General features: G+C 67.0%; 18 protein-coding genes. 9 read left to right on the top strand and 9 right to left on the bottom strand.

Annotated features, from left to right (window positions below; all coding sequences use genetic code 11):
* The first annotated feature begins 57 nt into the window (after positions 1 to 57).
* A complete protein-coding gene (locus LRA89_RS13035) occupies positions 58 to 705 on the top strand; it encodes an alpha/beta hydrolase (protein ID WP_230770804.1) in 648 nt (215 codons plus the stop codon).
* 476 nt (positions 706 to 1,181) lie between these two features.
* On the opposite strand, the gene LRA89_RS13030 is transcribed toward LRA89_RS13035, so the two are convergent.
* Positions 1,182 to 1,403: a DUF2188 domain-containing protein gene (locus LRA89_RS13030; RefSeq protein ID WP_230770802.1), complete on the bottom strand. Its 222-nt coding sequence runs from the start codon at positions 1,401 to 1,403 to the stop codon at positions 1,182 to 1,184.
* 188 nt (positions 1,404 to 1,591) lie between these two features.
* On the opposite strand from LRA89_RS13030, the gene LRA89_RS13025 reads away from it, so the two are divergent.
* From LRA89_RS13025 to LRA89_RS13015, 3 genes are read left to right on the top strand one after another with little or no spacing between them, the layout of a single operon-like run.
* Positions 1,592 to 2,158: a hypothetical protein gene (locus LRA89_RS13025; RefSeq protein ID WP_230770800.1), complete on the top strand. Its 567-nt coding sequence runs from the start codon at positions 1,592 to 1,594 to the stop codon at positions 2,156 to 2,158.
* Positions 2,155 to 2,589: a hypothetical protein gene (locus LRA89_RS13020; protein ID WP_230770798.1), complete on the top strand. Its 435-nt coding sequence runs from the start codon at positions 2,155 to 2,157 to the stop codon at positions 2,587 to 2,589. The genes LRA89_RS13025 and LRA89_RS13020 overlap by 4 nt, the downstream gene beginning before the upstream one ends.
* A complete protein-coding gene (locus LRA89_RS13015) occupies positions 2,579 to 3,352 on the top strand; it encodes an ImmA/IrrE family metallo-endopeptidase (protein ID WP_230770795.1) in 774 nt (257 codons plus the stop codon). The genes LRA89_RS13020 and LRA89_RS13015 overlap by 11 nt, the downstream gene beginning before the upstream one ends.
* A gap of 176 nt (positions 3,353 to 3,528) precedes the next feature.
* On the opposite strand, the gene LRA89_RS13010 is transcribed toward LRA89_RS13015, so the two are convergent.
* The 3 genes from LRA89_RS13010 to LRA89_RS13000 form a co-directional block, all read right to left on the bottom strand.
* Complete coding sequence (locus LRA89_RS13010; protein WP_230770793.1) at positions 3,529 to 4,002, bottom strand: hypothetical protein; 474 nt, start codon at positions 4,000 to 4,002, stop codon at positions 3,529 to 3,531.
* 246 nt (positions 4,003 to 4,248) lie between these two features.
* Positions 4,249 to 5,268: a ferritin-like domain-containing protein gene (locus tag LRA89_RS13005; RefSeq protein WP_230770791.1), complete on the bottom strand. Its 1,020-nt coding sequence runs from the start codon at positions 5,266 to 5,268 to the stop codon at positions 4,249 to 4,251.
* A 26-nt stretch (positions 5,269 to 5,294) separates the two neighbouring features.
* Positions 5,295 to 6,260, bottom strand: a complete 966-nt coding sequence (locus LRA89_RS13000; RefSeq protein WP_055755453.1) for a ferritin-like domain-containing protein — start codon at positions 6,258 to 6,260, stop codon at positions 5,295 to 5,297.
* Between the two features lie 155 nt (positions 6,261 to 6,415).
* Between LRA89_RS13000 and LRA89_RS12995 the strand changes: the two genes are divergently transcribed.
* The gene (locus LRA89_RS12995; protein WP_156348999.1) at positions 6,416 to 7,129 is read left to right on the top strand and encodes a Crp/Fnr family transcriptional regulator; all 714 of its coding nucleotides are present in this window, start codon (positions 6,416 to 6,418) and stop codon (positions 7,127 to 7,129) included.
* A gap of 49 nt (positions 7,130 to 7,178) precedes the next feature.
* Here LRA89_RS12995 and LRA89_RS12990 read toward each other — a convergent pair whose 3' ends face one another.
* From LRA89_RS12990 to LRA89_RS12975, 4 genes are all read right to left on the bottom strand, one after another.
* Positions 7,179 to 7,877: an anti-sigma factor gene (locus tag LRA89_RS12990; protein ID WP_230770790.1), complete on the bottom strand. Its 699-nt coding sequence runs from the start codon at positions 7,875 to 7,877 to the stop codon at positions 7,179 to 7,181.
* Positions 7,870 to 8,430 (bottom strand): sigma-70 family RNA polymerase sigma factor, encoded by a 561-nt coding sequence (locus LRA89_RS12985; protein ID WP_230770789.1) that lies wholly within the window; start codon positions 8,428 to 8,430, stop codon positions 7,870 to 7,872. Before LRA89_RS12985 ends, LRA89_RS12990 begins: the two co-directional genes overlap by 8 nt.
* Positions 8,431 to 8,604: 174 nt before the next feature.
* A complete protein-coding gene (locus LRA89_RS12980; RefSeq protein WP_230770788.1) occupies positions 8,605 to 9,900 on the bottom strand; it encodes a sigma-54-dependent transcriptional regulator in 1,296 nt (431 codons plus the stop codon).
* Positions 9,897 to 11,612 carry a sensor histidine kinase gene (locus LRA89_RS12975; RefSeq protein WP_230770787.1) on the bottom strand — a complete coding sequence of 572 codons (1,716 nt, stop codon included), beginning with the start codon at positions 11,610 to 11,612 and terminating at the stop codon, positions 9,897 to 9,899. Before LRA89_RS12975 ends, LRA89_RS12980 begins: the two co-directional genes overlap by 4 nt.
* Positions 11,613 to 11,850: 238 nt before the next feature.
* On the opposite strand from LRA89_RS12975, the gene LRA89_RS12970 reads away from it, so the two are divergent.
* The 4 genes from LRA89_RS12970 (at position 11,851) to LRA89_RS12955 (ending at position 17,018) form a co-directional block, all read left to right on the top strand.
* Positions 11,851 to 13,191, top strand: coding sequence for a dicarboxylate/amino acid:cation symporter (locus LRA89_RS12970; RefSeq protein WP_055755448.1), 1,341 nt, complete (start codon positions 11,851 to 11,853; stop codon positions 13,189 to 13,191).
* Between the two features lie 79 nt (positions 13,192 to 13,270).
* Positions 13,271 to 14,851, top strand: a complete 1,581-nt coding sequence (locus LRA89_RS12965; protein WP_230770785.1) for an alginate export family protein — start codon at positions 13,271 to 13,273, stop codon at positions 14,849 to 14,851.
* Positions 14,852 to 14,921: 70 nt separating this feature from the next.
* On the top strand, positions 14,922 to 16,535 hold the full coding sequence (locus tag LRA89_RS12960; protein WP_230770783.1) for an NAD-dependent malic enzyme: 1,614 nt from the start codon (positions 14,922 to 14,924) through the stop codon (positions 16,533 to 16,535).
* Between the two features lie 111 nt (positions 16,536 to 16,646).
* Complete coding sequence (locus LRA89_RS12955; RefSeq protein WP_230770781.1) at positions 16,647 to 17,018, top strand: hypothetical protein; 372 nt, start codon at positions 16,647 to 16,649, stop codon at positions 17,016 to 17,018.
* A 59-nt stretch (positions 17,019 to 17,077) separates the two neighbouring features.
* Here the strand turns inward: LRA89_RS12955 and LRA89_RS12950 are convergent, their stop codons facing one another.
* On the bottom strand, positions 17,078 to 24,295 hold the full coding sequence (locus LRA89_RS12950; protein WP_443024972.1) for an autotransporter outer membrane beta-barrel domain-containing protein: 7,218 nt from the start codon (positions 24,293 to 24,295) through the stop codon (positions 17,078 to 17,080).
* Between the last annotated feature and the right edge of the window lie 90 nt (positions 24,296 to 24,385).

Genomic DNA, 24,385 nt, shown 5'->3' with positions numbered 1-24,385 from the left:
CACCTGAATTTGCCGTGCCACCGATCGACTCTCAACTAATCGAACTAAAGGTTTCGCATGTCACTTGATGGACCCCGTCTCATCCCGCTGTCAGGCAATAAACCGAACGCGCTCGTCATCCTCATCCACGGCTACGGCTCGAACGGCGACGACCTCATCTCGCTCGCCGCCATGATCCAGCCGGCGCTGCCTGACGCCGCCTTCGTCGCGCCGAACGCCCCGTCGATGATCCCGCGCATGGCCGCCGCCCACCAGTGGTGGCCGATCGAGACCTTCTCCATGGCGGAGCGCGCCGCCGGTGCCGCCGCCGCGGCGCCCGGACTGGACGCCTTCATCACGGCCGAACTGGAGGCCACCGGGCTGAAGAGCGACCGCCTGCTGCTCGTCGGCTTCAGCCAGGGCACGATGATGGCGCTCCACGTCGGCCTGCGGCGCGAGCAACCGGTCGCCGGCATCGTCGGCATCTCCGGGATGCTCGTCGCGCCGGACCGGCTGGAGGCAGACATCCGCAGCCGGCCGCCCGTGCTGCTGATCCACGGGACCGAGGACGATGTCGTCCCGTTCCGGTCGATGGATCTAGCGGCGACGGCGCTGGCGGCTGCCGGCGTGACCGTGGAAACGCACGTGTCGCCCGGTCTCGGGCACAGCGTCGGGCAGGACGGTCTGGCGGCGGCGACGGCGTTCGCGAGGCGCGTGATCGGCTGAGGTGACCGGAAGGGCTGCGGGGGCGTCCGGCTCAACCGCGAAAACGCTCTGTCGCGACGTTTTCGCCAAGCCCTGCCGCCTCCTAGGATTTGCGTCATGTCGTTGAGCCCTCAAGGCTCATCGGCATTGAACCAACGAAAGAGCGCCCACTGCCTCAAGGGCAATGGGCGCTCCGGCCATCATCATCGGAGCAGCCGATTAGCTATCCTTGATGGTGGTGTTGGGGCTGCGCTTCCCATGCGCGGTCGTCACGAATCGCCCGGAGATCGCGCTGCGATAGGTGCCACCGGTGCTGCCACCGCCCGCGGCCTCGCGGACGGTCGTGCGTGGAGACGCCTTCCCGTGCTTTGCCGTGACGAACCGCCCGGAGATCGCACTGCGGTAGGAACCGCCACTCCTTCCCTTAGCCATGCCTGTTCTCCAATCATCGGGTCATCGAGGTTGGGGCCGCGCCGAAACGCGACCCCGGTCATGCGTCAGCCGCGCGGGGGGAACGGGTCCCCACCGAAGCTGTCGCGTTCGCGGATCTGGCCATTGCGACCATGGATCAGCAGTTCGCTCTGCTGGTTGCGCGCGATGTCACGCGCCGCGCCGATCGCTTCGGACTGGGTGGTGTGGACCGAGGTCGCCCGCTCATTGCCGGCGCCGCGAACCGCCCAGCCGCCTTCGTGCGGCACCACATGCTGGTTCTTGCCCATGTCGATATTCCTCCTTCCTCGCGCTGTCGGGTAAGCCGGCTTGCGACACCGCTCCCGAACCCCGTGATTGGCATTCACGGACCTAGGCCGGATCCGGGGAGATCCGCGGACAGAAAAAATATTTCGCGCGCCTTGTCCGCGCGTCCCTTCCCGGCCAGCCTATGCATCAGGCAGCCCATGGGAGTGACGTGCACCACGACGTTCTTGGCCTTGAAGAAATCGGGATCGCGATCGACGGCCTGACCGAGACCGACCTGATCCGCATGCGGCGGGCCGGAAGGTCATTCGCGTGGGGTTCCGCACATGAGGTCGATGACCTCATTCAGGAAGCTATCCTGGCGGCATCGACCGGCCGCCGTCAGTGCCCGCGCGAAGTGGCGTTCGTGAAGTTCCTGATCAACGCCATGCGAAGCATCTCATCGGCAGCCCGGGAAAGAGAGCGCGTAGCTGGCATCGACTACACGCTTGACGCCACCGGGACGGATGGAAATCCGATCGTCGTTCCCATCGGTGTCGAGCCGGATGCTGAGACTGCTCGATTGCGGGCCGAAGACGTCGAACTCCGGATCGCTGAATTGCACGAGATCTTCGACGACGACGATGAGGCGATGCTCGTCATCCTCGCGCTGCTGGAACCACAATCCAAGGAGGAAATCATGTCGACCTACGATTTCACGGAGACGGGCTACGACACGATCCGACGTCGGATCCGTCGCAAGATAAACGGGAGGTCTCCAAATCGGTGGACTTCGTGAGCCGGGACAAGAAACCCGACCCCACGCTGGACCGACTTCTCGACGAACTGACCGAAGACGTCATGAGCATGACCGACGCTGAACTCCTCGCCGAACTGGCTGAGGAAGGCACCGATCCGGTCGCCGAGGCAGAGGCTGCGCGTGATGCGATCGCTGCCGGTCTGAACCGCGCCGGTCGGGTGAAACTCGAGGAGGCACGCGCGGCGGTCACTCGCGACCGGACGGCGCATGTCGTGCATCTGGCAGTCAGCAGTGACCGCCGGGCAGACGTGCTCGCGCGCTTTGCGAATGATGACGTGAAGCTCAAGTCCAGACTGACGATGGCCGCCCGCAACGGTGAGGGGATCACGGCCAACGAAGCTGATGCGATTCTAAGGAATCTGCGTGAGCTTGGAGCCATCGACGATGACGGAAACCCGAGTGACGGATGACAGCCCGGCCGAGGCGCTGCTCCGATCACTCGGTATCGACGCCCCCGGCGACATTGACCTCGATGCCATCGCCTGGACCGTTGGCGCAAAAGTGCGCGAGGAGGAGTTAGAGAGTTGCGAGGCGCGCATCATCGGTTTCCGCGACCGGGCCATCATCACCGTCAGTAAGGACGGGGACCCTCGTCGCCGCCGATTTTCCATCGGCCACGAACTGGGGCACTGGATGCACCATCGCGGTCGATCATCCATTTGTCGAACGAGCGAGATCGGCAACCCAGGAGCGGCCAGCCAGCTTGAGAAGCAGGCCGACAGGTTCGCAGCCGATCTGCTCATGCCGCGATATCTTTTCGCCTCCTCGCTCGCAGAAATGAAGAAACCCGACTTCGAAGGCGTCGATGCACTCGCAGGTCTCTACTCGACCAGTAGGATCGCAACCTCTCTTCGAATGGTCGACCTCGGCAATTGGCCGATCGTCCTGATCTGCCACTCCCGATCGGGAAGGCGCTATTTCAAGCGCAGCCATCTGATACCCGACCACTGGTTTCCCAGGGAGGACGTCGACGCTTCATCGCCATCCTTTCAGGTGCTGTTCGGAACTGTTGATCGCACTCGCCCCCAGAACGTATCCGCCAGCCTGTGGTTTGACCGGCGAGATGCTAATCGCTTCAACATCCTGGAGCAGTCGGTGAAGGCGCATGGCAACGAGATGCTGACGATCTTGACGCTTGCCGATCGGAAGATGCTCGCCGCCACCTCAGCCTGATCGGCTGAGTGGACTTCGGGGCGCGGAAAGCCCCGCGCACCAACTCGTGAAGCCCCCCAAAATGGCCCCTCGTAACCCCTTGTTTTCAGGGGATAGGTGACGAGTGTGCAAAAAACGGCCGAGTTAGGTGACGCGTTGTGCAATCACCTTTTTGCAACTACCCCCAAAACCCGCCTTTACGGTGACATCGCTGATGCAACCGGACACCCATGCCGTTCGGCGCGCAGCCGCGATCGTCGTTGCTGCCATGCGCCGATCGCCGCGCTGCAATCCTCGGCCCAGCGCGCGGTGTCGTGCTCGCCGATCGCTTCGACGATCGCCTCGACGAGACGGGCCTCCAGCATGCGCAGGGGGTGGCGATCGGCGAGCAGCGCGGTGCGGTCCAGCGTGCGTCCCGCCACCTGTATGCTGCCGGTCGCGCGAATCACCGAGATCGCGTGGATCGCATCGCTCGCGATCCGGTGGCGGCCGATGGGCAGCGCCAGCATCGACCAGCGCATTGCCGGGGTCAGCCCCAGCGGGATGGCGACGTCGCGCGGCGCGGTGTCGCGGTGGACCCGGTCGAGGTCGTCGAGCGTCGTGCAGCAAATGGCTCCGGCCGGCGCGGGAAACCGGTCGCCGGCGGCAAGGAACAGGCGGGCGACCGTCATCGGCGCTGGCCGGCCGATGCGACAGGGTCGACCCGCGATCGTTGTTGCGTTCCGGTCATCCCGATCATTCTCCGCTACGGTTCCGATCGCCGTATCGCTGCGGTTCTTAATGCCGGGACACCAGGACAATCTACAGTTAAATCAATGCACTAATGGAGTGAAACCAGTATCGTACCGGATCTTTCCCGCCCCGAAAAGAACATGCCGCCCCACAGGGGCGGCATGTCGGGTGCAGAAGCGATCGGGTCAGTTGTTGGCGCTGGTACGGATCGTACCATTGACCCCGCTCGGGAAGAAACCGCCGGAGGTTTGCAGCGAGCGGTTGAGGTACACGATGTTCAACACCTGCGCCGGGGTGCGGCTGAACGCGATCCCGCTCGAGTCGGTGGGGACGAGGTTGGATACCGCGCTGGTGCCGCTGCCGGTCGGGCGGATGCCCTGATCGAGATCGGTGCTGCCGTCGAGGCTGTCACGCGCGTTGGAGATTGCCTCGACCTGACCGATCAGGTCGAGGTTGGGGGAGTTGATCCCCTTGCGATACAGCACGGTACGGACGAGGCCAGCGTGATAGGCTTCGGCGGCATGGATGCCGGCGGCGGCTTCGAGGAAGGTCTTGTTGTTGATGAAGCTGACCGCCCCCTTGTACGCGGTGACGCCGACATCCTCGAAGATGAACGCGCCGAGCAGGAACGCCTCGTCGCTGCCATAGACGTTGAACGCTTCTCCGGCACCGATCAGCCCGGCGGCGCGCGCCGCGTTGGAGAAGGCGCTGGTCGCGGTCACGCCGATGTCGATCGCCGGCTGGGCCACCGCCGCCGACCCCAGCGCCGCGCGCAGGAAGTTGACGTGGGCGACTTCGTCGGCGGCGATCTCACGGGCATAGCGCGCGACGAGCGGGTCGGTGAAGTTGACCCGGGCGCCGCCCGTCACCGCACCCTGCGTGCCGGTGCCGCTAAGGCTGCTGTTGGGCAGCCCCGCGCCGGTGGCGGCAAACGAATAGAATTGCGCTTCGAGATATTCGAGGTTCAGCGCGAAGTTCAGCACGTCGGCATCGCTGATCGCGGTGGTCGCGGTCGGCGTCGGCGTCGGCGTGGGGGTCGGCACCGGGGCGACATAGCCGTCCCCCTTGTCGTCGCACGCGGCGAGCAGCGACGCGCTGGCGGTGGCGACCGCTGCGCCACCGGCGTAGCGCATGAACTGGCGCCGGGCGGCGCGACGTTCGTCGCACGCTTCGAGCACTTCGAGAATCGGATCCTGGATGGTCATGGGAATCTCCGTGTCGCTCTTCGGCGTTAGTTGGCGGCGCTGGTGCGGATGGTGCCGTTGACACCGTTCGGGAAGAACCCGCCGCCGTTCGTCTGAGCCCGGTTGAGGTAGACGATGTTCAGCACTTGGCCGGCCGAGCGGCTGTAGGCGATGCCGTTGGTGTCGAGCGGCACGATGTTGGTCGCGGTCGCATTGCTCGACAGCGGGCTGAGGCCCTGGTCGAGATCGGTGCTGCCGTCGAGGCTGTCGCGCGCGTCCGAAATCTTGTCGGTCGCCTCGATCAACATCGCCGATGGTGTCGCGATACCCTTGGCGTACAGCGTCGTGCGCACGATCGCGGCATGATATGCCTCGACCGCGAGGATGCCGGCGGCGGCTTCGAGGAAGGTCTTGTTGGTCAAGAGCGGTGCCGCGCCCTTGTAGGCGGTGACGCCGACGTCCTCAAAGATATAGGCGCCGAGCAGGAACGTCTCGTCGCTGGCATAGGGGTCGAAGGTAGCACCGGCGGCGATCAGTCCGGCGGCGCGGGCGGCGTTGGAAAAGGCGCTGGTCGGGGTCGCGCTGATGTCGATCGCCGGCTGGGCGACGGCGGCGGTGCCGAGCGCGGTGCGCAGGAATTCGACATGGGCCCGCTCGTCCTGCGCGATCTCGCGCGCATATTGGCCGACGAGCGGATCGGAGAACGACACTTGCCGTCCGCCCGTCACCGCACCCTGCGTGCCGGTGCCGCTCAGGATTGAGGTCGGCAGACCGGTGCCGAACGCCGCATAATAATAGAATTGCGCTTCGAGATATTCGAGGTTCAGGGCGAAATTGAGCACATCGGCATCACTTGGCGCGGTCTGCGCCTCGGCGATTCCCGACTGGCTGGCGAGGACCGCAGCCCCGCCGACAGCGGCGGCACCGCCCATCAGACGGAAGAAATCGCGTCGTTCTTCGCGTCGTTTTGCCCGGGCGTCGAACGCTTCGGCAACAAGCATCTGATCGGCCATCCGTATTCTCCCTGATTATCCTTTTGCGCTTCAACCATCAGCTTCGATGGACCGGCCCGTTCGGATCCACCGGGGTACGGTTCCGTACCGGGTGCATCCGCCGCGTTGATCGCGACGAAACTTACGGGCAATTGTTTTGCGTAAGGAAGTTTCGGGTGAAGATAGACAGTTCGGGCGATACCGCGTCTTATCTGCCAACAACAGACAACCGACTGGTCGGTGGACTGAACGCGACCGCGCGTCGTCGGTTGGCGATGGCGGCCAGCCGCATCAAACTGGAACCGGGCGACGTGGTGATGCGCGCCGGCGATCCCATCGACCGGCTGATCTTTCCAGAGAGCGCGCCGGTGATGCTGTCGGTGTCGACCGGCGGATCGTCGCAGGACATCGGCATCGTCGGGCGCGACGGGGTGATCGGCTGGACCCGCCTGCTGGGCGAGCATCCGGCGCCGTTCACTGCGACGATCCGCATCCAGGGCGGCACGGCGATCGTCGTTCCCGCCGCCGCGATGATCGACGCGGCGGCCGACGACAGCGCGGTGGTGACCGCGGTACTGGCCTTTGCCCAGCGGTTTTCGATGCAGACCGCGCGCACCCTCGCCTCGGCGCTGCGCGACGCGCCCGAGCGGCGGATCGCCCGGCTGCTGCTGATGATCGAGGACCGGATCGACGGCGATACCATGGCCGTCACCCATGCCGCGATCGCAACCACGCTGAACCTGCGCCGGGCGACGGTGACCGATTGCCTGCACGTCCTAGAGGGCGAGCATCTGGTGCGCTGTTCGCGCGGGCGGATCGTGCTGCGCGACCGCCCCGGTCTGGAGGGGCGCGCCGGGCTGGCCTATGTCGCGGCCGACGGGCTGGGCTAAGCGTTCGTTTGAAACTCTCGCTTTCGCGGGTTTTCAACGATAATCCGCGTTACAGCGCGATCATCGTCCCCGTCGCCACGATCGGCCCGGCGGGTGCGGCGTGCGGCATACCGGCGGCCTGTTCCATGCTGATCGCCAGCGTCGCCGGTCCCACCGTCTCGCCGCGCAGCGCCGCCGGCAGCCGGATGGCGAGCATCCCGTCGTGACCGATCGGCCCCAGCGATTGCGGCGCACCGCCGGCCGGGATGATCCATAATTCGGGCAGCAGCGCCTGACGCGGCAGGTCGTGCATCCGCACGCGCACCTCGCCGCTGCGCCGTTCGATCCCGACCGCGAGCAGCGGCTTGCCCTGTGGATCGGACAATTGCGCGACCGCGAGCAGCGGCACGACCGGCACCGCGACCGGCGGCGGCGCGACCGGGCGCAACAGCAGGACCGCAAAGGCGGCGGCGACCGCGCCCAGCGCCGCGCTGGTCCAGCGCCACTGGCGAACCCGCCGTTGCAACCGCATGACCGGATCGTCGAGTTGCGCCGCGATCCGCCGCCACACCGCGTCGGGCGGCGCGATGGGCGCGATTTCGGCGAACAGCGGCGACAGCCGTTCGTCCCAGCGCGCCATGGCATCGGCAAACCCCGGATCGTTGGCGGCGCGCAGGCGTACCGCGTCGCCATCCGCACCGTCGATCAACCGCAGTGCGGCCTCGGCGGCGGTCAGGTCATCGTCCTCACGGGCGGCGGCATCAGGCATCGTCGAGACATTCCCGCAGGCGGAGCAGGCTACGGCGGATCCAGCTCTTCATCGTCCCGATCGGCACCCGGTGCCGGTCGGCCAGTTCGCCATAGCTGTAGCCGTCGAAAAAAGCAGCCCGGATGCAAATCGCATGGCCGCCATCCAGCTTGGCGATACAGGCGAGCATCCGGTCCTGTTCCTGCCGCTGTTCGATGACCACGTCGGCCAGCGGCGATTCGTCGGGCACGATGTCGGGCAATTCGCCGTCGGCGACCGGTTGCCGCTGCGCCGAGCGCAGCCGGTCGATCGCGGTGTTGCGCGCAATGCTGCATAGCCAGGTGATCGGGCTGGCGCGGACCGAGTCGAACCGGTCGGCGTGGTGCCACACCTTCAGATACACGTCCTGCAACACCTCTTCGGCCAGCGCCGGGTCCTTCAGCACGCGCAGGCATACCGCGAACAGCTTGGCGGAGGTGCGGTCATAGACCAGCCGCATCGCCACCGAATCGCCGGTTCCCAACTGCCCGATCGCCATCGCCAGCCGGGCGCGCTCCATGTCCCTGACGCTCACGCTACCCGATCCGTCATCATTCCCCCTGCTGTCCGGTCATGCCGGCGTATCCGCCCCGTTTCGATTTCCACAAACGCTGGATGACGATCGTCCGCAAGCGGTCGCGATGCCGAAGATCGGTACGTTTCGGACCGAATGCACCCGTAGATCGGGCGCGCGGGTGGCGGATTTCGCTCATCCCGGTCGCCGGGCGGTACGCAGATCGATGCCAAGGCGCTGAACCTTGTAGTAGAAAGTCTTGCGCGGAATCCCCAGCCGGTCGATCGCCGCGCCGATCTCGCCGCCGGTCGCGGCGATCGCCGACAGGATCGCGTCGCGTTCGAACGCCGCCAGCCGATCGGGCAAGGGCAGCGTGTCCGACGGGTCGGCGGCATCGCCCGCCACGTCGTCCAGCCCGAGCACGAACCGGTCGGCGAAATGGGCGAGTTCGCGCACATTGCCCGGCCAGTCGTGCCGCGCCAGCAGGTCGCGGGCTTCATGGGTCAGCGGCGGTACGGCGCGCCGCAACCGCCCGGCCGAGGCATCGACCAGATGCGCGAACAACAGCGGCACATCCTCACGCCGTTCGCGCAAGGGCGGCATGCGCAGCCGTACCGCGGCAAGTCGATAGAGCAGCGCCGGGGCGACCGCATCGGCCGCGCGCCGGGCTTCCTCGGCGGCGGTGGCGATGACCCGGACGTCGACCGGCACCGGATCGCGCGAGCCGCGAATAGCGCGTTCCTCGACCAACTGGGTCAGGCGCGCCTGGAGCGGCCGCGATGCCTGATCTATATCGTCGAGGAACAACGTGCCGCGATGCGCGCCGATCGCGCCGCGATCACCGACGCTGGCGAACAATTCGCTGTCGATCAGCGCATCGGGCAAGGCGGCACAGGCGACCGCGATGAAACGATGCCGTGCCCGCCTGCCCGCGCGGTGGATGAGGCGGGCGAGCAGTTCCTTGCCGGTCCCGGTCTCGCCTTCGATCAGCAGGTCGATGTCGGCATTGGCGAGCGCCGGGATCATCTCGCGCAGCCGGGCGACGGCGGGCGAATTGCCGACCAGCGCGACCTGTTCGGCGCTGGCCGCCTGCGCGCGCAGTCGCCGGTTGTCGAGCGCCAGCGAGCGTGCCGCCATCGCCCGCGTCGCGGCGGCGATCAGCGCGTCGGGATCGAACGGCTTGGACAGGAAATCCCACGCCCCGCGCCGGATCGCATCGACCGCCATCGCCACATCGGCATGGCCGGTGACGAGCACGACCGGCAGCGTCGCATCGCGTTCGTTGAGGATATGGAACAGCTCGATCCCCGACATGTGCGGCATGCGCACGTCGGTGACGACGATGCCGTCGAAATAGGCGTCGATCGCAAGCAGCGCGGGCGGCGCGGCGGGAAAGGTCGTGACGTCGAACCCGGCGAGCGTCAGCAACTGCGCGGTCGAGATCCGCAGATCCTCGTCATCCTCGACCAGCGCGACCCGCCCCGCGCTCATGGCACGCGCCGCAGCGTGAGTTCGAACCGGGCACCCCGGTCGGACGGCAGCAGGCGAAGCGATCCGCCCAGATCGGTCATGATGTCCTGCGCGATGACGAGGCCAAGGCCGAGGCCGCTCGGCCGGCTGGTGGCGAACGGCGTGAACAGCCGGTCGGCGATCGCCGGATCGATGCCGGGGCCGTTGTCGGTGATGGTGAGCGACACGCATTGCTCCTCGCTGCGCAGCGTCAGGGTGATCGCCGGATCGTCGCGGCCATCGAGCGCCTCGGTCGCGTTCTGCAACAGGTTGACCAGCACCTGTTCGAGCCGGACGCGCCCGGCGATCACCAGCAGGTCGCCGGGCACGGTCACGCCATGGAACGTCACGCGCGACAGCCGTTCCTTCAGGATCAGCAGCGCGCCGTCGACCACATCGGCCAGCACGACCGGGCCGATTGTCCCGCTGCCCTTGCGCGCGAAACCGCGCAGTTCCGCCGTCACCGACCCGATGCGATCGGTCAGCCGGGCGATGGTGCCAAGATTGCCGTCGACCGCCGCGAGGTCGCCGCGTGCCAGCAACTGGCGGGCGGCGGCGGCATAGTTGCGGATCGCGGCGACCGGCTGCGCGGTTTCGTGCGCGACGCTGGCGGTGATCTGCCCCAGCGCCGCCAGCCGGTTTGCCTGACGCAATCCCTCGCGCAGATCGGCGGCGCGGCTTTCGGCGGCGATCCGGTCCTCGATCTCGGCGCGCAGCAGGCGGGTGCGGTCGGCGACCGCCGCCTCCAACTCGCTGGTGCGCAGGCGGCGGCGGCGTGCCCGTTCGCGCAGCGTCCAGCCGAGGCCGGCGAGCGCCAGCGTGACGAGCGCGGCGGCAAGCTCCGCGCCGCGCACGACGCCAGCGATCGTACGGGGCGGCGCCATCGCCAGATGCACCTGCCAGCCGGCATCGTCGGGCCGGGTCGTCACCAGTTCATAGGCAGTGGTCGAGCGCGGCAGGCGCAGCGTGTCGCCCTGCCGCACGAACGGTGGCGACCCCAACGCCTGCGCGCCGGTATCGGTGCGGACGGCAGCGGCGACCGCCGGCGCGATCGGCCGCGTCGTCGTGAAACGCCATGCCGGGCGGCTGGCGATCAGCACCACCCCCGCCGCATCGGTGACGAAGGTGATGCCGCCCGCCGCGTGCCATTCGCGCTCGATCCGGTCGAACTCCAGCTTGACGACGACCACCCCGCCCTCGCGCGTCCGTCGGCTGAGGTACAGGCCGGCGCGGTGGCTGACGGTGCCGAGTGCGAACTGGGTGGCGGCACCATCGCGCAGCGCATCACGGTAATAGCGGCGAAACCGGTAGTCGTTGCCGACGAAGCTTTGGCGATCGGCCCAGTTGCTCGCGGCGATCGCCATGCCGCCGCGATCGACGACATAGATGACCGAGGCGCCGGTGGTGCGCACCAGAGCGGCCAGCTTGACGTTCAGCGCGTCCTTCGCGCCGGGCACGCCGCGCACCGCGCCGACCACGTCGCGGTCGTCGGCCAGCGCCAGCGGCATCAGCCGGAACCGCGCGATCTCGCTGGCGAGCAGTACTTGTCGCAGCCGGGCATCGGCGGTCATCCCCGCGACCATGTCGCTGCGCGCGCGCCGTTCGACGACTCGCCCGACCAGCAGCGCCACCGCGACGCCGAGCAACAGCGCCGCGAGGGTCCAGCCGGTCCACGGACGCGATGGCTTCGTCATGGAGTCGGTATAGGTCGCACGCCGCACCTGTGCAAGAATTTGCACATCGCACCGTCCGATGTGGCAGAAAGCTGCATGCCGACACGCTACATCTTAAGCCATGGCTCTGGTATTGAACGATATTTTATTTGCGATTGCGTTTAGGACAAGCCGGGTTGCAGCAAACTATCGTGCCTCCATCGCGCCAAGCCCCGTCGCAGAACGGCAAAGCGCAGTTCAGAGGATGAAAGGCACCCGCATGATGATTGCCCCCACCGCCAGCCACCCGCCGGTCCCGCCCGTCGCGAAGCCATGGTATCGCCACCTGTATATCCAGGTGCTGGTCGCCATCGTCGCGGGCGTGTTGCTCGGGCACTTCTACCCGTCGACCGGCGAGGCGCTGAAACCGATCGGCGATGCCTTCATCAAGCTGGTGAAGATGATTATCGCGCCGGTCATCTTCCTGACGATCGTCACCGGCATTGCGGGCATGCGCGACCTCGCCAGCGTCGGCCGGGTGGCGGGCAAGGCGTTCGCCTATTTCCTGACCTTCTCGACGCTGGCGCTGGTCGTTGGCATGATCGTCGGCAACGTGGTCCAGCCGGGCGCCGGGCTCAACATCGATCCGACGACGCTCGATACGTCGAAGGTCAGCGAATATGCCGCCAAGGCGCATGATTCGACGATCACCGGCTTCCTGACCGGGATCATCCCCGACACCTTCATCTCGGCGCTGACCGAGGGCAACATCCTCCAGACGCTGTTCGTCGCGATCCTGTTCGGCATCGGCCTCGCCATGATCGGCGACAAGGGCGAGCGCGTGCTCGACGCGCTCAACGACATCTCGATCGCCTTCTTCAAAGTCGTCGCGATCGTCATGAAGGCGGCACCGCTCGGCGCGTTCGGCGCGATGGCGTTCACCATCGGCAAATACGGCATCGGCACGCTGTTCAGCCTCGCCGCGCTGGTCGGCACCTTCTATCTGACCGCCTTCCTGTTCGTGACGGTCGTCCTCGGCCTCGTCGCCCGGGCCTGCGGCTTCTCGATCTTCAAGCTGATCTCGTATCTGAAGGCCGAACTGCTGCTGGTGCTCGGCACCTCGTCGTCGGAAAGCGCGCTGCCTTCGCTGATCGAGAAGATGGAACGCGCCGGCATTCCGAAGTCGATCGTCGGTCTGGTCGTGCCCACCGGCTATTCGTTCAACCTCGACGGCACCAACATCTACATGACGCTGGCGGCGCTGTTCATCGCCCAGGCATGCAACGTCGACCTGACGATCGGCCAGCAGATCCTGCTGCTTGCGGTCGCCATGCTGTCGTCGAAGGGTGCGGCGGGCGTCACCGGTGCGGGGTTCATCACGCTGGCCGCCACGCTCTCGATCGTGCCCACCGTGCCGGTCGCCGGCATGGCGCTGATCCTCGGCGTCGACCGCTTCATGAGCGAGTGCCGCAGCCTCACCAACTTCATCGGCAACGCGGTCGCCACCGTCGTCGTCGCGAAGTGGGAGGGCAAGCTCGACAAGCATCAGTTCGACGAGGCGCTGGCTGGGCGCAGCCTGCGCGTCGACCAGATGCCCGAAGGCGCCGTTCCGGCCGAGTAACCATCCTTTAAGCGATCGGCCGGAGGGAAGACCCCGGCCGGTGGCATGTTCCGCCCCGCGAGGCACCGGAGAGGTATCGATGACCATGTTCCCGCGGCTCTGCCGCACCACCACCGCCCTGACGATCCCGGCCATCGCCCTCGTCGCCGCAACGTCCGCCGCTGCGCAGACCGCTCCGCAAGCCTCGCCCTTCCGCACCCAGGTCGCCGTCGTGGCGCAGACCGGTTCGGACAACCGCAACTCGCCGTCCGCAATGCGCGGTCCGGTGGCCGACAAGGGGACGGCCCGCCCGGTGGCGCAGGAATATCCCGCCACCGGCGTCGGCGACGGCGTGACCGCCGGCGGCTACAACCAGTCGCGCTGGGCCGAGGACTGGAGCAAGTATCGCGATCCCAAGAAGCGCGACGACATCCTCGATCGGCTGAAATACATCCCGATCGTCGGCGACGACGTCTATCTGACGCTGTCCGGCGAGTTCCGCGCCCGCGTCAACCTGACCACCAATCCCAATCTGCGCGACCGCGAAGCGCAGCGGCAGGACATCTTCCGCGTCGTCGGCGGTGCCGACCTGCATATCGGCGAGCATGTCCGCCTGTACGGCGAACTGGCGCATGCCGGCATGTCGGGCCGCAATCTGGGGGCAAAGGCCGGACAGTTGCACAACGACCTCGTCGTGCAGCAGAGCTTCGCCGATGTGACCGGGACGATCGGCGGCGTCGACGTGGGCGTGCGCTATGGCCGGCAGACCTTCGCCGATGGTCCCAATCTGATGGTCGTGCCGCGCGACAACAACACCATCTTCTTCGTCTACAACGGCGTGCGCGCCTGGGCGAAGGGCGACAAGGTTCGCGGCGACGTGTTCGATTTCAAGACCACCCGGCTGGGCGTCGGCGGCACGCGCGACGACATCGTCGACGATAACCGCCGTTTTTCGGGCGGCACCGCCGGCTTCGTCCTGCCCAAGACCTTGTTCGGCGGATCGAACCTGTTCTTCGACCCCTTCGTCTGGCGGCTGCGCAACAGCGCAGCGGTATGGGGCGGCCGCACCGCCGAGGAAGTGCGCAAATTCTACGGCCTGCACCTCTATGGCGATGCCGGTCCGGTCAACCTCGACTGGACGGTCAACCATCAGGGCGGCGAGTTCAACGACCGGCCGATCTCGGCATGGCTGATCCTGCTGCAACAGACGTACAAGATCGGCAAGGCGAAGACCGCGCCGCGCGTCGGCTTCCACTTCGACTATGCGAGCGGCGGCAATTCGTACAACGGTGGTACGCTCAAGACCTCGCTCGCGCCGTTCGGCAACAACATCTATTACAGCTACCAGCTCTATGCGACGCCGACCAACATGATCGCCTTCGCGCCGAGCGTGCAGGTCCAGCCGCACAGCAAATTGCGCGTCGCCGCCGAATATCAACTGTCGTGGCGCGACAGCCTGAACGATGCGGTCTACCGCGCCAACGGACAGGCGTTCGCCGGCACGCAACTGGGCAACGCGCGCAAGATCGCCGATACCATCCGCCTTCAGGCGATCTACACCGTCAGCCCGCGGGTCAGCCTGACCGCGCGCTACGAGCATCTGATCGCCGGCCCGGCGCTGACCGATGCCAATTACCGCAGTTCCGACTTCGTGGCCGGTTGGGTCAGCTTCCGTTTCTGATCGCGACTCTCCTGACGCCCCGGTACCCGTCACCGGGGCATTTCCTTGCCTGTTTGAAACGAGTCCGCTTATGTCCCCCGCCCCCCATGCCGCCGCCCGCGCGCTGCTCGCCGACCCGCTGACCAACAAGGGTACCGCCTTTACCGAGGAGGAGCGCGACGCGCTCGGGCTGCACGGCCTGTTGCCGCCGCATGTCGGCACGCTCGACAGCCAGATCGAGCGGCGGCGGCGCGCGCTGGCGCGGATGGGCGATGATTTCCAGCGCTATGCGTTCCTGCGCGAGTTGCAGGATTCGAACGAGATCCTGTTCCACGCACTGGTCCAGCGCGACCTGCCCGCCATGCTGCCGCTGGTCTATACCCCGACCGTCGGCGAGGGGTGCGAGCGGTTCAGCGAAATCTGGCGGCGGCCCCGGGGCCTGTTCCTGTCATGGCCCAACCGCCACCGCATCGCCGACATGCTCGCCGATCCGGCGCTCGACCGGGTGAAGGTGATCGTGGTCAGCGATGGCGAGCGTATCCTCGGCCTTGGCGATCAGGGTGCCGGGGGCATGGGCATCCCGATCGGCAAGCTGGCGCTCTATACCGCTTGCGCCGGCATCCATCCGGCCGAGGTGCTGCCGATCCTGCTCGACGTCGGCACCGACAATGCCGCGCGGCGCGACGATCCGCTCTATGTCGGCTGGCGCAACCCGCGCATCCGGGGGGCGGAATATGACGCCTTCGTCGAGGATTTCGTGGGTGCGGTTGCCGCGCGCTTTCCCGGCGTGTTGCTGCAATGGGAGGATTTCGCCGGACACAATGCGTACCGGCTGCTCGATCGCTACCGCGACCGATTGCTGAGCTTCAACGACGATATTCAGGGCACGGCGGCGACGGCGGTCGGCACGCTGTTGGCGGCGATCGGGCGGACCGGGGTGCCCTTGGCCGACCAGCGGGTGGTGCTGTTCGGTGCTGGCGCGGCGGGCAGCGGCATCGCCGAAATGCTGGTGCGGGCGCTGGTTGGCGACGGGCTGGACGAGGAGGCAGCGCGGGCGCGGATCTGGGCGGTCGATCGCGACGGGCTGATCCTGTCCGATATGGACGGCTTGAGCGGACCCCAAGCGGCGCTGGCGCGCGATCCGGCCGACTGTGCCGGCTGGACCCGCACTTCGCTGGGGGCCATCGATCTGTTCGATACCGTTGCCAACGTCCGTCCGACCGTGCTGATCGGCGCATCGGGCCAGCATGGCGCGTTCGGCGAAGGCGTGGTGCGGACCATGGCGCAGCAGGTCGCGCAGCCGGTGATCTTTCCGCTGTCCAACCCGGTATCGCGTGCCGAGGCGCATCCGTCCGACCTCTTGCGCTGGAGCGCCGGCCGTGCGCTGGTCGGCACCGGCAGCCCGTTCGGCATCGCCGGGGTCACGCAGGTCAACAACGTCTATATCTTTCCCGGCGTTGGCCTCGGCGCGCTGGCAGCGGGGGCGCGCTCGATCACCGATGGCATGTTCATGGCCGCCGCGCGGGCATTGGGCGGCATGGGCAGCGACGACACGCTGCTGCCGCCGATCGAACGGCTGCGCGACGTGGCGCTCGACATCGCCGAGGTCGTCGCGGCGCAGGCGGTCGCCGACGGGGTGGCGACGACACCCGACACCGTCGATCGGGCCGCGATTGCGCGGCGGATGTGGTCGCCCGCCTATTGATGTCTCGTTCCACGCGCCGGGAACCTTGCCCGGCGCAATGGCTTTGATGACGCACTGTCGTCATCGCCGGTTCACCTCCGACGGCACAGTATCGGCGCGAGAGGAACGAACATGAAGAAACTGTTGAACATTTTTGCCGGCATCGGGCTGATGCTGGCCGGGGCTACCGCCACCGTCTCCGCCACCCCCGGCGTGGCCGAGGCACAGCCGCATCACGCGCGCGATGGCCGTCACGACCTGCGCGACGATCGCCGCTGGGACCGCGATCGCCGCAACGACCGGCGCTGGGATCGTGACCGGCGTGGGGATCGCCGCTGGCGCAACGACCGTCGGGCGGGCAACGACCGCCGGTGGGGCAATTCGCGCTATCGCGGTGGCGAGCGGATCATCGACCCGCGCTCGCGCGAAGCGCGTGCGATGGGCGTCCAGTATCGTGGTCCCTGCCGCTATGTGATCCGCAACGGTCGCCGCGTCTGCGGCTGATCCCGACCGTTACGTAATGGACACCGGGGCGATCACGCGATCGCCCCGGTGTTTTCGCATCAGAAGCGCAGCCGCGCGCCCGCTATCACCGATTCCTGATGATCGTCGCGACCGGTCTGGGCACTGGCGACGCCATACAGTTCGAAGTTCGGCGTGTAGCGATAGGTGACGCCGCCCGACGCGGTGCCGACCATCGGCGCACGCCCCGCGCCCAGCGCCAGCAGCCCCAGTCCGCCATTGGCATAACCGCCGAGCGCTTCGGTCCGCGTCCCCTGAACCTGATAGCGACCGCCGAGCGTCACGAACGGCCGGAACGCCGCATCGGACAGTTCGCTGCGACCGAAGCCGAGGCCCGCATCGACGAAGCCCGCGCGATGCTGGTCGCGCGCGACGGTCAGCGCGAACGGGCTGCCGCCGGTTTCGCCCACCCCCTCGCGGGTCGTGCGGACGAAGGTGCCGCCGACGCGCGGGGTCAGCGCCCAGCTATCGCCGATCGGCGCGGCATAGAACACCGACGCATCGGCACTCCAGTTCGTCAGGTCATAGCGGCTGGTGGCCGCGCCGATCCGCCCCGGCACCAACCGGTCGGTCCGTGCCCGTGCGTCGTTATAGACCAGCGATCCGGCGAAACCGAAGCCGCCCGCGCTCTGGTAGCGCGCGGTCGCACCGGCGACGAGGCCGTCGGCACGGGTCTGCGTCGCCAGCGTGTTGATGAACTGGCGCGTGTCGAGCCAGCCGGCGAACACCCCGAACGAAGCGTTGGCATCACCATAGCCGATCCCGCCGAGATAGCCGTTGCCGCGCGTCTGCGCCTTGGCGGTGCCCTGCGTCGCGTCGGCGCCCAGCGTATGCCACTGCCCGAGGACCTGCGCGAAGGTATAGGCCCCCGCGTCGGTGCGACCTGTAGCAAAGGCCGGACCGCGCGTCGTCTGCGCCAGCGTCAGCGCATTGTCGACGCCGATCTGCGTCGCGGAGGCATAGGCTTCGGGCGTGACGAGCGCGAAGCGGGCCGCATCCGCCCCGCCATTGGCGTTGAGCAGCGCCGGTGCGGCAAGGCCCAGCGCGCTGCCGTCCGGCTGGAGCACCAGCGTACGGTTGGCATAGTCGATGCTGCGCGCGACCTGCGGCGTGACGCTGCCGTCGGTGCGGAACTGGCCGAGCAGCGAAATGCGATCGGACCGCTGCGCGACATAGCCGAACAGGTCGGACGGCTTCTGGATGGTCGAGTAGCTGCCGGTGATCCCGCCGCTGGCGACGATCAGGTCGAACGACGTGCCCGGCCGGATGGTGCCGGTGGTGAGCAGTTGCAGCGTCGATCCCGCTTCGATCGAAACCGCGCCGTTGACGACCAGCCGGTCGCCGCCCGACTGGGCGAGTTCGAACTGCGAGATCGATCCCGACAGCAGCGCGACATTGCCGTTGACGGTCATCGTGCCGATCGACGCACCGGGGCTGAGCAGCCCGGCAACGGTCAGATTACCGTTCACCGTGCCCGCCGACCCGAAGGTCGCGCCCGCGCCGACGTTGATCCGCGATGCGTTGATCGTCGATCCGGCCAGCCCGACCAGCCGCCCGGCGCTGAGCGAGGCGACGCCGAGCGAGGCGGTGCCCGAGATGGTGGCATAGCCGCCGGTCATCGCGAACGCCTCGACATTGCTGATCGAGCTGAAGGCGTTGGCCGAGGCGGCGTTGCCGCTGGTCACGGTGATGGCGTCATTGCCCGCCCCGCCGTCGACCGATCCGGCGAACAGGCCGCTGACGATCAGTCGCTGATCGCCGGCGCCGAAAGCGATCGGTGCCGTCACCCGTCCGTCCGACGCGATGGTCAGGTCGGTCGCGGCGTTGATCCGCTCATAGGCTTGCGTACCGGTCAGCGTCAGGATGCCGCTGCCGGCGCTCGCCAGCGTCTCGAACCCGGTCAGCGTGCCTTCGGCCAGCGTGCGGATGCCGTTCACCTCGATCGTCGCGAGATCGCTGCCCGCACCGCCCGCGACGGTGCCGAACAGCGCGCCGCCTGCCGCGAGGCGGAAGCTGTCGTTGCCCGCTCCCAGGTCGATGCTGCCATAGGCACGGCCGCCAGTGCCGATGGTGAGCGACTGATCGCCGTCACCGAACGCAACCGATGCCCCGCCTTCGCCGAAGCTGCCGGTCACGGTCAGCGCGCCACCGGCGAGCGAGACGGTTTCGAAGCCGATCGCCTGACCGCTCAGCGTCACCGCGCCGGTATTGGCGAAGCGCAACAGGTCATTGCCGGTGCCGCCGGCATAGAAGCCCGCCGCCGTCGCGCTGCCGATCGAGACGAGGTCGTCGCCGCCACCCAGCGCGATCACGCCGGCATCGCCGTCGATCACGACCCGCTCGGCGGCGTCGGTGCCGCCGATCAACCCGACGCGATTGCCCTGCTGCGTCAGGTTGAGGCTGGTGCCGGCCAGCGCGATGCGATCGAGCGCCTCGGTCTGGGTGAGGCTGAGCGTGCCGTTACCCTCGACGAACAGCCGTTCGAACCCGCGGATGCTGCCAAGGCCGTTGCGATCACCGGCGAGGATCACGTTGTACAGGTCGTCGCCATCGCCGCCATCGACGGTGCCGGTGACGCGCGACCCCGGACGGTCGACGAACACGTCGTTGCCCGACCCCAGCAGCACCGATCCGGCGACCAGCCCGGCGTTCAGGAAATAATCGTTACCCCCGTTCAGCGCCACCGATCCGGCGATCGTACCGTAGTTGTAGATCGTCTCCGCGCCATCACCGCCGGTGATCGTCGTCGCCCCGGCGCTGGTGAGCGTCTGCCCCGCCGCGACGGTCAGCGAACCGCCGCTGACGTCGACCGTGTTGAAGCGGAACGTACCCGAATAGGTGACGTTGCCGGCGCCGATCTGACGGAAGCGTTCGAAGTTGACGAACTGGTCGCCGTTGACGCTGCCGCCGCCACCGGCGTTGAGCACGAAGGTGTCGACGCCCTCGCCCGCATCGACCGTGCCGATCTGAGTCGCATAGCCGGCATGGAGGAAAGTGTCATCGCCCGCGCCGAGGAACACGTTGCCATCGATCCGGCCGTAATTCTCGACATAGTCGTTGCCGGCGCCGAGCGCGATCGAACCGATGATCGTGCCGGTGTTGCTGATCCGGTCGTCGCCACGGCTGCCCTGCACCGCACCCGCCAGATAGGGCGTGCCGAGCGTCAATGCCAGCAGATCGTCGCTGGCTAGCGTGGTGCCCGCCCCGCCCCGGATCGTGGCGGCATTGGTGAGATCGAGGGTGCTGCCGTACACGGTGATCGCGGACGAACGCGCGCCGGTCGCCTCGATCACGCCGTTGCCGAAGTTCGCGATGGTGGCGCGCACGCTCGACGGCCCGTCGACCGAGATCGCCGCACCCGACAAGGTATAGAGGCCGGGGCCGTTGCCGGTATCGAACACTCGCTCGATACCGCCGCCATTGGCGCGGATCACGCCAGAGTTGGCGATCTCGACCGTCCGCGTCACGCCCGCGAATTCGGCCGGCGCAAAGCTGGCAGCCACCGCCACGCTGCCCGAACCTTCGGCGACGATTGATCCGCCGTTGACGAGTTGCAGCTTGCCGCTGGTTACGCTGTCCCGCGCGTTCATGTACAGTGCGGCACCATAGTCATCGGGACCGCGCCGGGCCGCGATCGTCCCGGTGTTGATGACGACCACGCCGAAGCTCTCGCCCGGTGCGCCGGCGAACTGGCCGGTCGTGCTGGCTATCAGGCCGCCGCCCTGGATCGTGCCGCTGTTGCGTGCGACGATCGACCAGTCGCCGTAGAGTGCGACCGTATCCGCCGGGCCGAAGTTATTGCCATTACCGAACCAGTTATAGTTGGAAATGCCGCTGTTGCGGATAGTCCCGCTATTATCGAAGCCGATCGCGCCCTTCGCCGAAACCGTCACCGCCGAGCCGGTCAATCCTGCGCGACCAATCGTCCCGGCGTTGGTGAAGGACCCGGTCCGGCCACTGAAGAAGCCGATCGTCGCCTGGTTGGTGAAGCCGCCCACCTGCGGGAAGCGCACCAGATTGCCGGCATCGTTGTAGTTGAAAGCGTTGTAGTTGAAGGCGCTGCCGGTATAGACCCCACCGCTGAAGTCGACAGTGTTGACGAACGCGCCGTTTCCGCTGAGCCACAAGGCGTTGTAGGTCGGCGTGCCGGCGATCGTCAGCGTCGTCGCGACGTTGATCGCTTCCACTTCCTCGATCTCGAACCCGGTCGCGCTGCGTTGCCCCAGCGTCACCGTGCCGGTGGCGGTACGGCGATAGCGATAGACGTCGGTGCCATCGCCGCCATCGACCCGACCGGTCACGCCGGTGCGACCATCGGTTTCGACGAACAGGTCGGTCGAATTGCCGAACTGGAGGTCGCCGGTCAGCGTGCCGCCCGCGTTGACATAGGCCGACGAACCCCAGCTGAACTGGTCCTGCCGCAGATTGACGCTGCCGGTGATCGTCCCGGCGTTGTCGATGATGATCGAACGGCCGAGAATCGCAGTCTGTCCGCCGCCGGAAATCGTACCCCCCGCCTGGTTGGTGAGCAGCAGCGGATAGTAGCTGTACGTGCCCTGCGTGATGGCCGGTCCAGTCGTGCTGGCGATCCGGCCGCTGTTGGTCAGCGTCATGGTCTGGTAGATATCGTTATATGCTACGGCCGGGCCGGCGACCTCGATCGTGCCGCTGTTGGTCAGGTTGCGCACGTTCGACAGACCGGTCGCCGCCAGCCCGCCGGTCGCCTGGACGATCCGGCCGGTGTTGGTGACGTTGATGCTGTTGCCGATGCCGATGCCGCCGTTGAGGCTGATCGTGCCGGTATTGACGATCGATTCACCGCCGGCGATGGCATAGGCGCGCGGGAACGACGGCCCGCGATCGACGACCGCGATGGTCCCGACGTTGGTGAACGTGCTGCCGCTGCCGGCGACGACCGCCGCATTGGCGCTGCTATTCGTGCCGTAGTTGAGCGTCAGCACCCCACGGCTGGTCACGCGCAGGTTCTGCGTCGCCGCCGCCTCTTCGACCGCCAGCGTCGGCGTCGTCAGGATGAGGATCGGACCGGCGCTGGTGGTGACGTCGACCGAGGTATCGACGCTGCCGTTGCCGGCGAAGATCAGCGGGCGGGTGCCGGTGGTGCTGGCGATCGTCAGTGCGGCGTTGTCGTACAGGTCATAGCCGACGTTGCCGAACGTGCCGGGATTGACGCTGACGGTCGCGTCGCCGCGCACCCGGTAGGTGATGGCCGCGCCCGGCGCATCGACGGTGCCGTTGATGCCGGCGAAGATGCCTGGCCCGCCGTTGGCCAGTTCGGTCACGATCCGGCCGTTGTTGCCGAGGACCAGATTGCCGTTCAGGACGCCGCCGCGCAGCGCGAAATAGGTGTTGCTGCTGGAGCTGTAGACGCTGCCATCCGACAGCACGACATCACCGGTGATCGTGCCGGCGTTGGCGATCGTGACGTTGTTGATCGACTGATAGAAATTCTGGCCGTTCGATGCCGGACCGATCGCGCGCGCACCGCCCGAGATCGTACCGCCCGCGCGGTTCACCAGTTGCGCGCCACCATTGATCGCGACCCCGGTGTTCGCCGACGTGATTGTGCCGGCGTTGCGCAGATCGCCACCAAGCACCACGCCCGCCTGCGCCCCTTCGATCCGGCCGGTGTTGACATTGGGTTCGTTCGAATAGTTCGAGCCGTTGAAAACGACGCCGACCCCGGCAGTCGAACGGATCGTGCCGCTGTTGGTCAGCCCGGCGGAGAACAGGTTCGCGCCGGTCCCCACAGCCGTGATCGTACCGGTGTTGACCAGACGGCTTGCCGAGCCGGACTGAAGCGAGACACCCGATCCGGTCGACACGATGCTGCCGCTGTTATCGACCCGGCCACCGTTGTTCCATGCCACGGCATAGACATCGGGCGTCGCGGCGGTCGAACGGATCGTGCCGGCGTTGGTGAAGTTCGACCCGTTGTAGGACTGGCTGCCCAGATCGTTAATCACGACCGTTTGCGCGGCCGTCAGATCGATGTTGTTGACGAGCGTGCCATCGCCGCCGACGCGCAACGTGCCCGGCGAGGTGAAACCGGTCGCGAGCGTCACGGTGGTCGCAGGTGCCAGATACAGGCCGAGCGTTTCGAACCCGGTCGCGGACTGCAACAGCGACGACGCGAGCGTCGCGCTGTCGGCGAAGCGGACCTGGAACTGATCGGTGCCCGCCCCGCCGTCGATCGCGCCGCTGATACCGGTGCGCAGCGCGCCGTTTTCATAGGTGACGACCAGCGTGTCGTTGCCCGCACCGAAACGGACGTTGCCGGTGATCGTGCCGGTACGGTTGGTGATCGTGCTGCCATTGACGAAGTTCGAGCCGTTCGACGTGGCGGCCACCACGACGTCGCCGGTGATGGTGCCGCGATTTTCGAGCGACAGCAGGTCGGCGGCGCGGATCGCGGTCGAACCGGCGGTGGTGATCTGCCCGGTCGCCGTGTTGGACAGATACGCCGTGCGGGTATTGAGCGCAGCACCGGTCCCGGCATTAGCGATGACGCCGCTGTTGGTCAGATTGAGCGAACCGAAATTATTGGACGACAGATCGCTCTGGATTGTCGCTCCGGTGGCCGACGCGGTGATCGTGCCGGTGTTGGTGATTGAGGTGGTGTAGTAGAACGTGCTGTTACCGAGCGGGATCAACGCGCCGCGAGTGCCACCGTCGATCGTGCCGTTGTTGGTCAGGCTGCGCACCTGACCCACGATCGCGCCGATCGTGCCGCCCGTCCGGTTGATGATCGACTGGAAACCGCTGTTCGACGCATTGGCCAGCAGTCCGATGCCGGTGGTGCCGTTGATCGTGCCGGCGTTGTCGATCGTCGCGAAGGTATCGCCAAAATACAAGTTGCTTGGCACCGCCGGTCCGGTCAGCACAACGCCGACATTGCCGGTAACACTCGCCCCGGCGGCAACGTTCAGGTTCAGATACAGCGACTGGAAGTTGTAGAAGTTGTTCGACGACGCGCGCAGCAGCCGGATACCGGCGCTGCCGTTGCCGTCGACCGAACCGTTGACCGTGACCGATGCCGACGAATAATTCTCCGCCGGTGGCGTCAAATCGATCGCGGGCGCCCCTGCCCCGCGCACGACGGCACCGTTTTCGACGATGACACGCGGATTGACGACGGCGATCCGTATGCCGTTGTTGTCGGTCCCGCTGCAGGTAACGTCGGTATTTGCGACGGCCGGGTCGGGGGCGCATTCGGCATAGGCGGGTGCCGCGACCATCATCGCGAACAACATCCCGCTCGAGGCCAGAGCCCGCGACTTGACCAAGCCACGACCGGACGCGCGATTCATCATAACATTCCCCCTGTATCG

The sequence above is a fragment of the Sphingomonas sp. Leaf4 genome, assembly GCF_920939515.1.
In the GTDB taxonomy this organism is placed as follows: Bacteria; Pseudomonadota; Alphaproteobacteria; order Sphingomonadales; family Sphingomonadaceae; genus Sphingomonas.
This window is presented reverse-complemented; position numbering and strand designations above follow the sequence as displayed.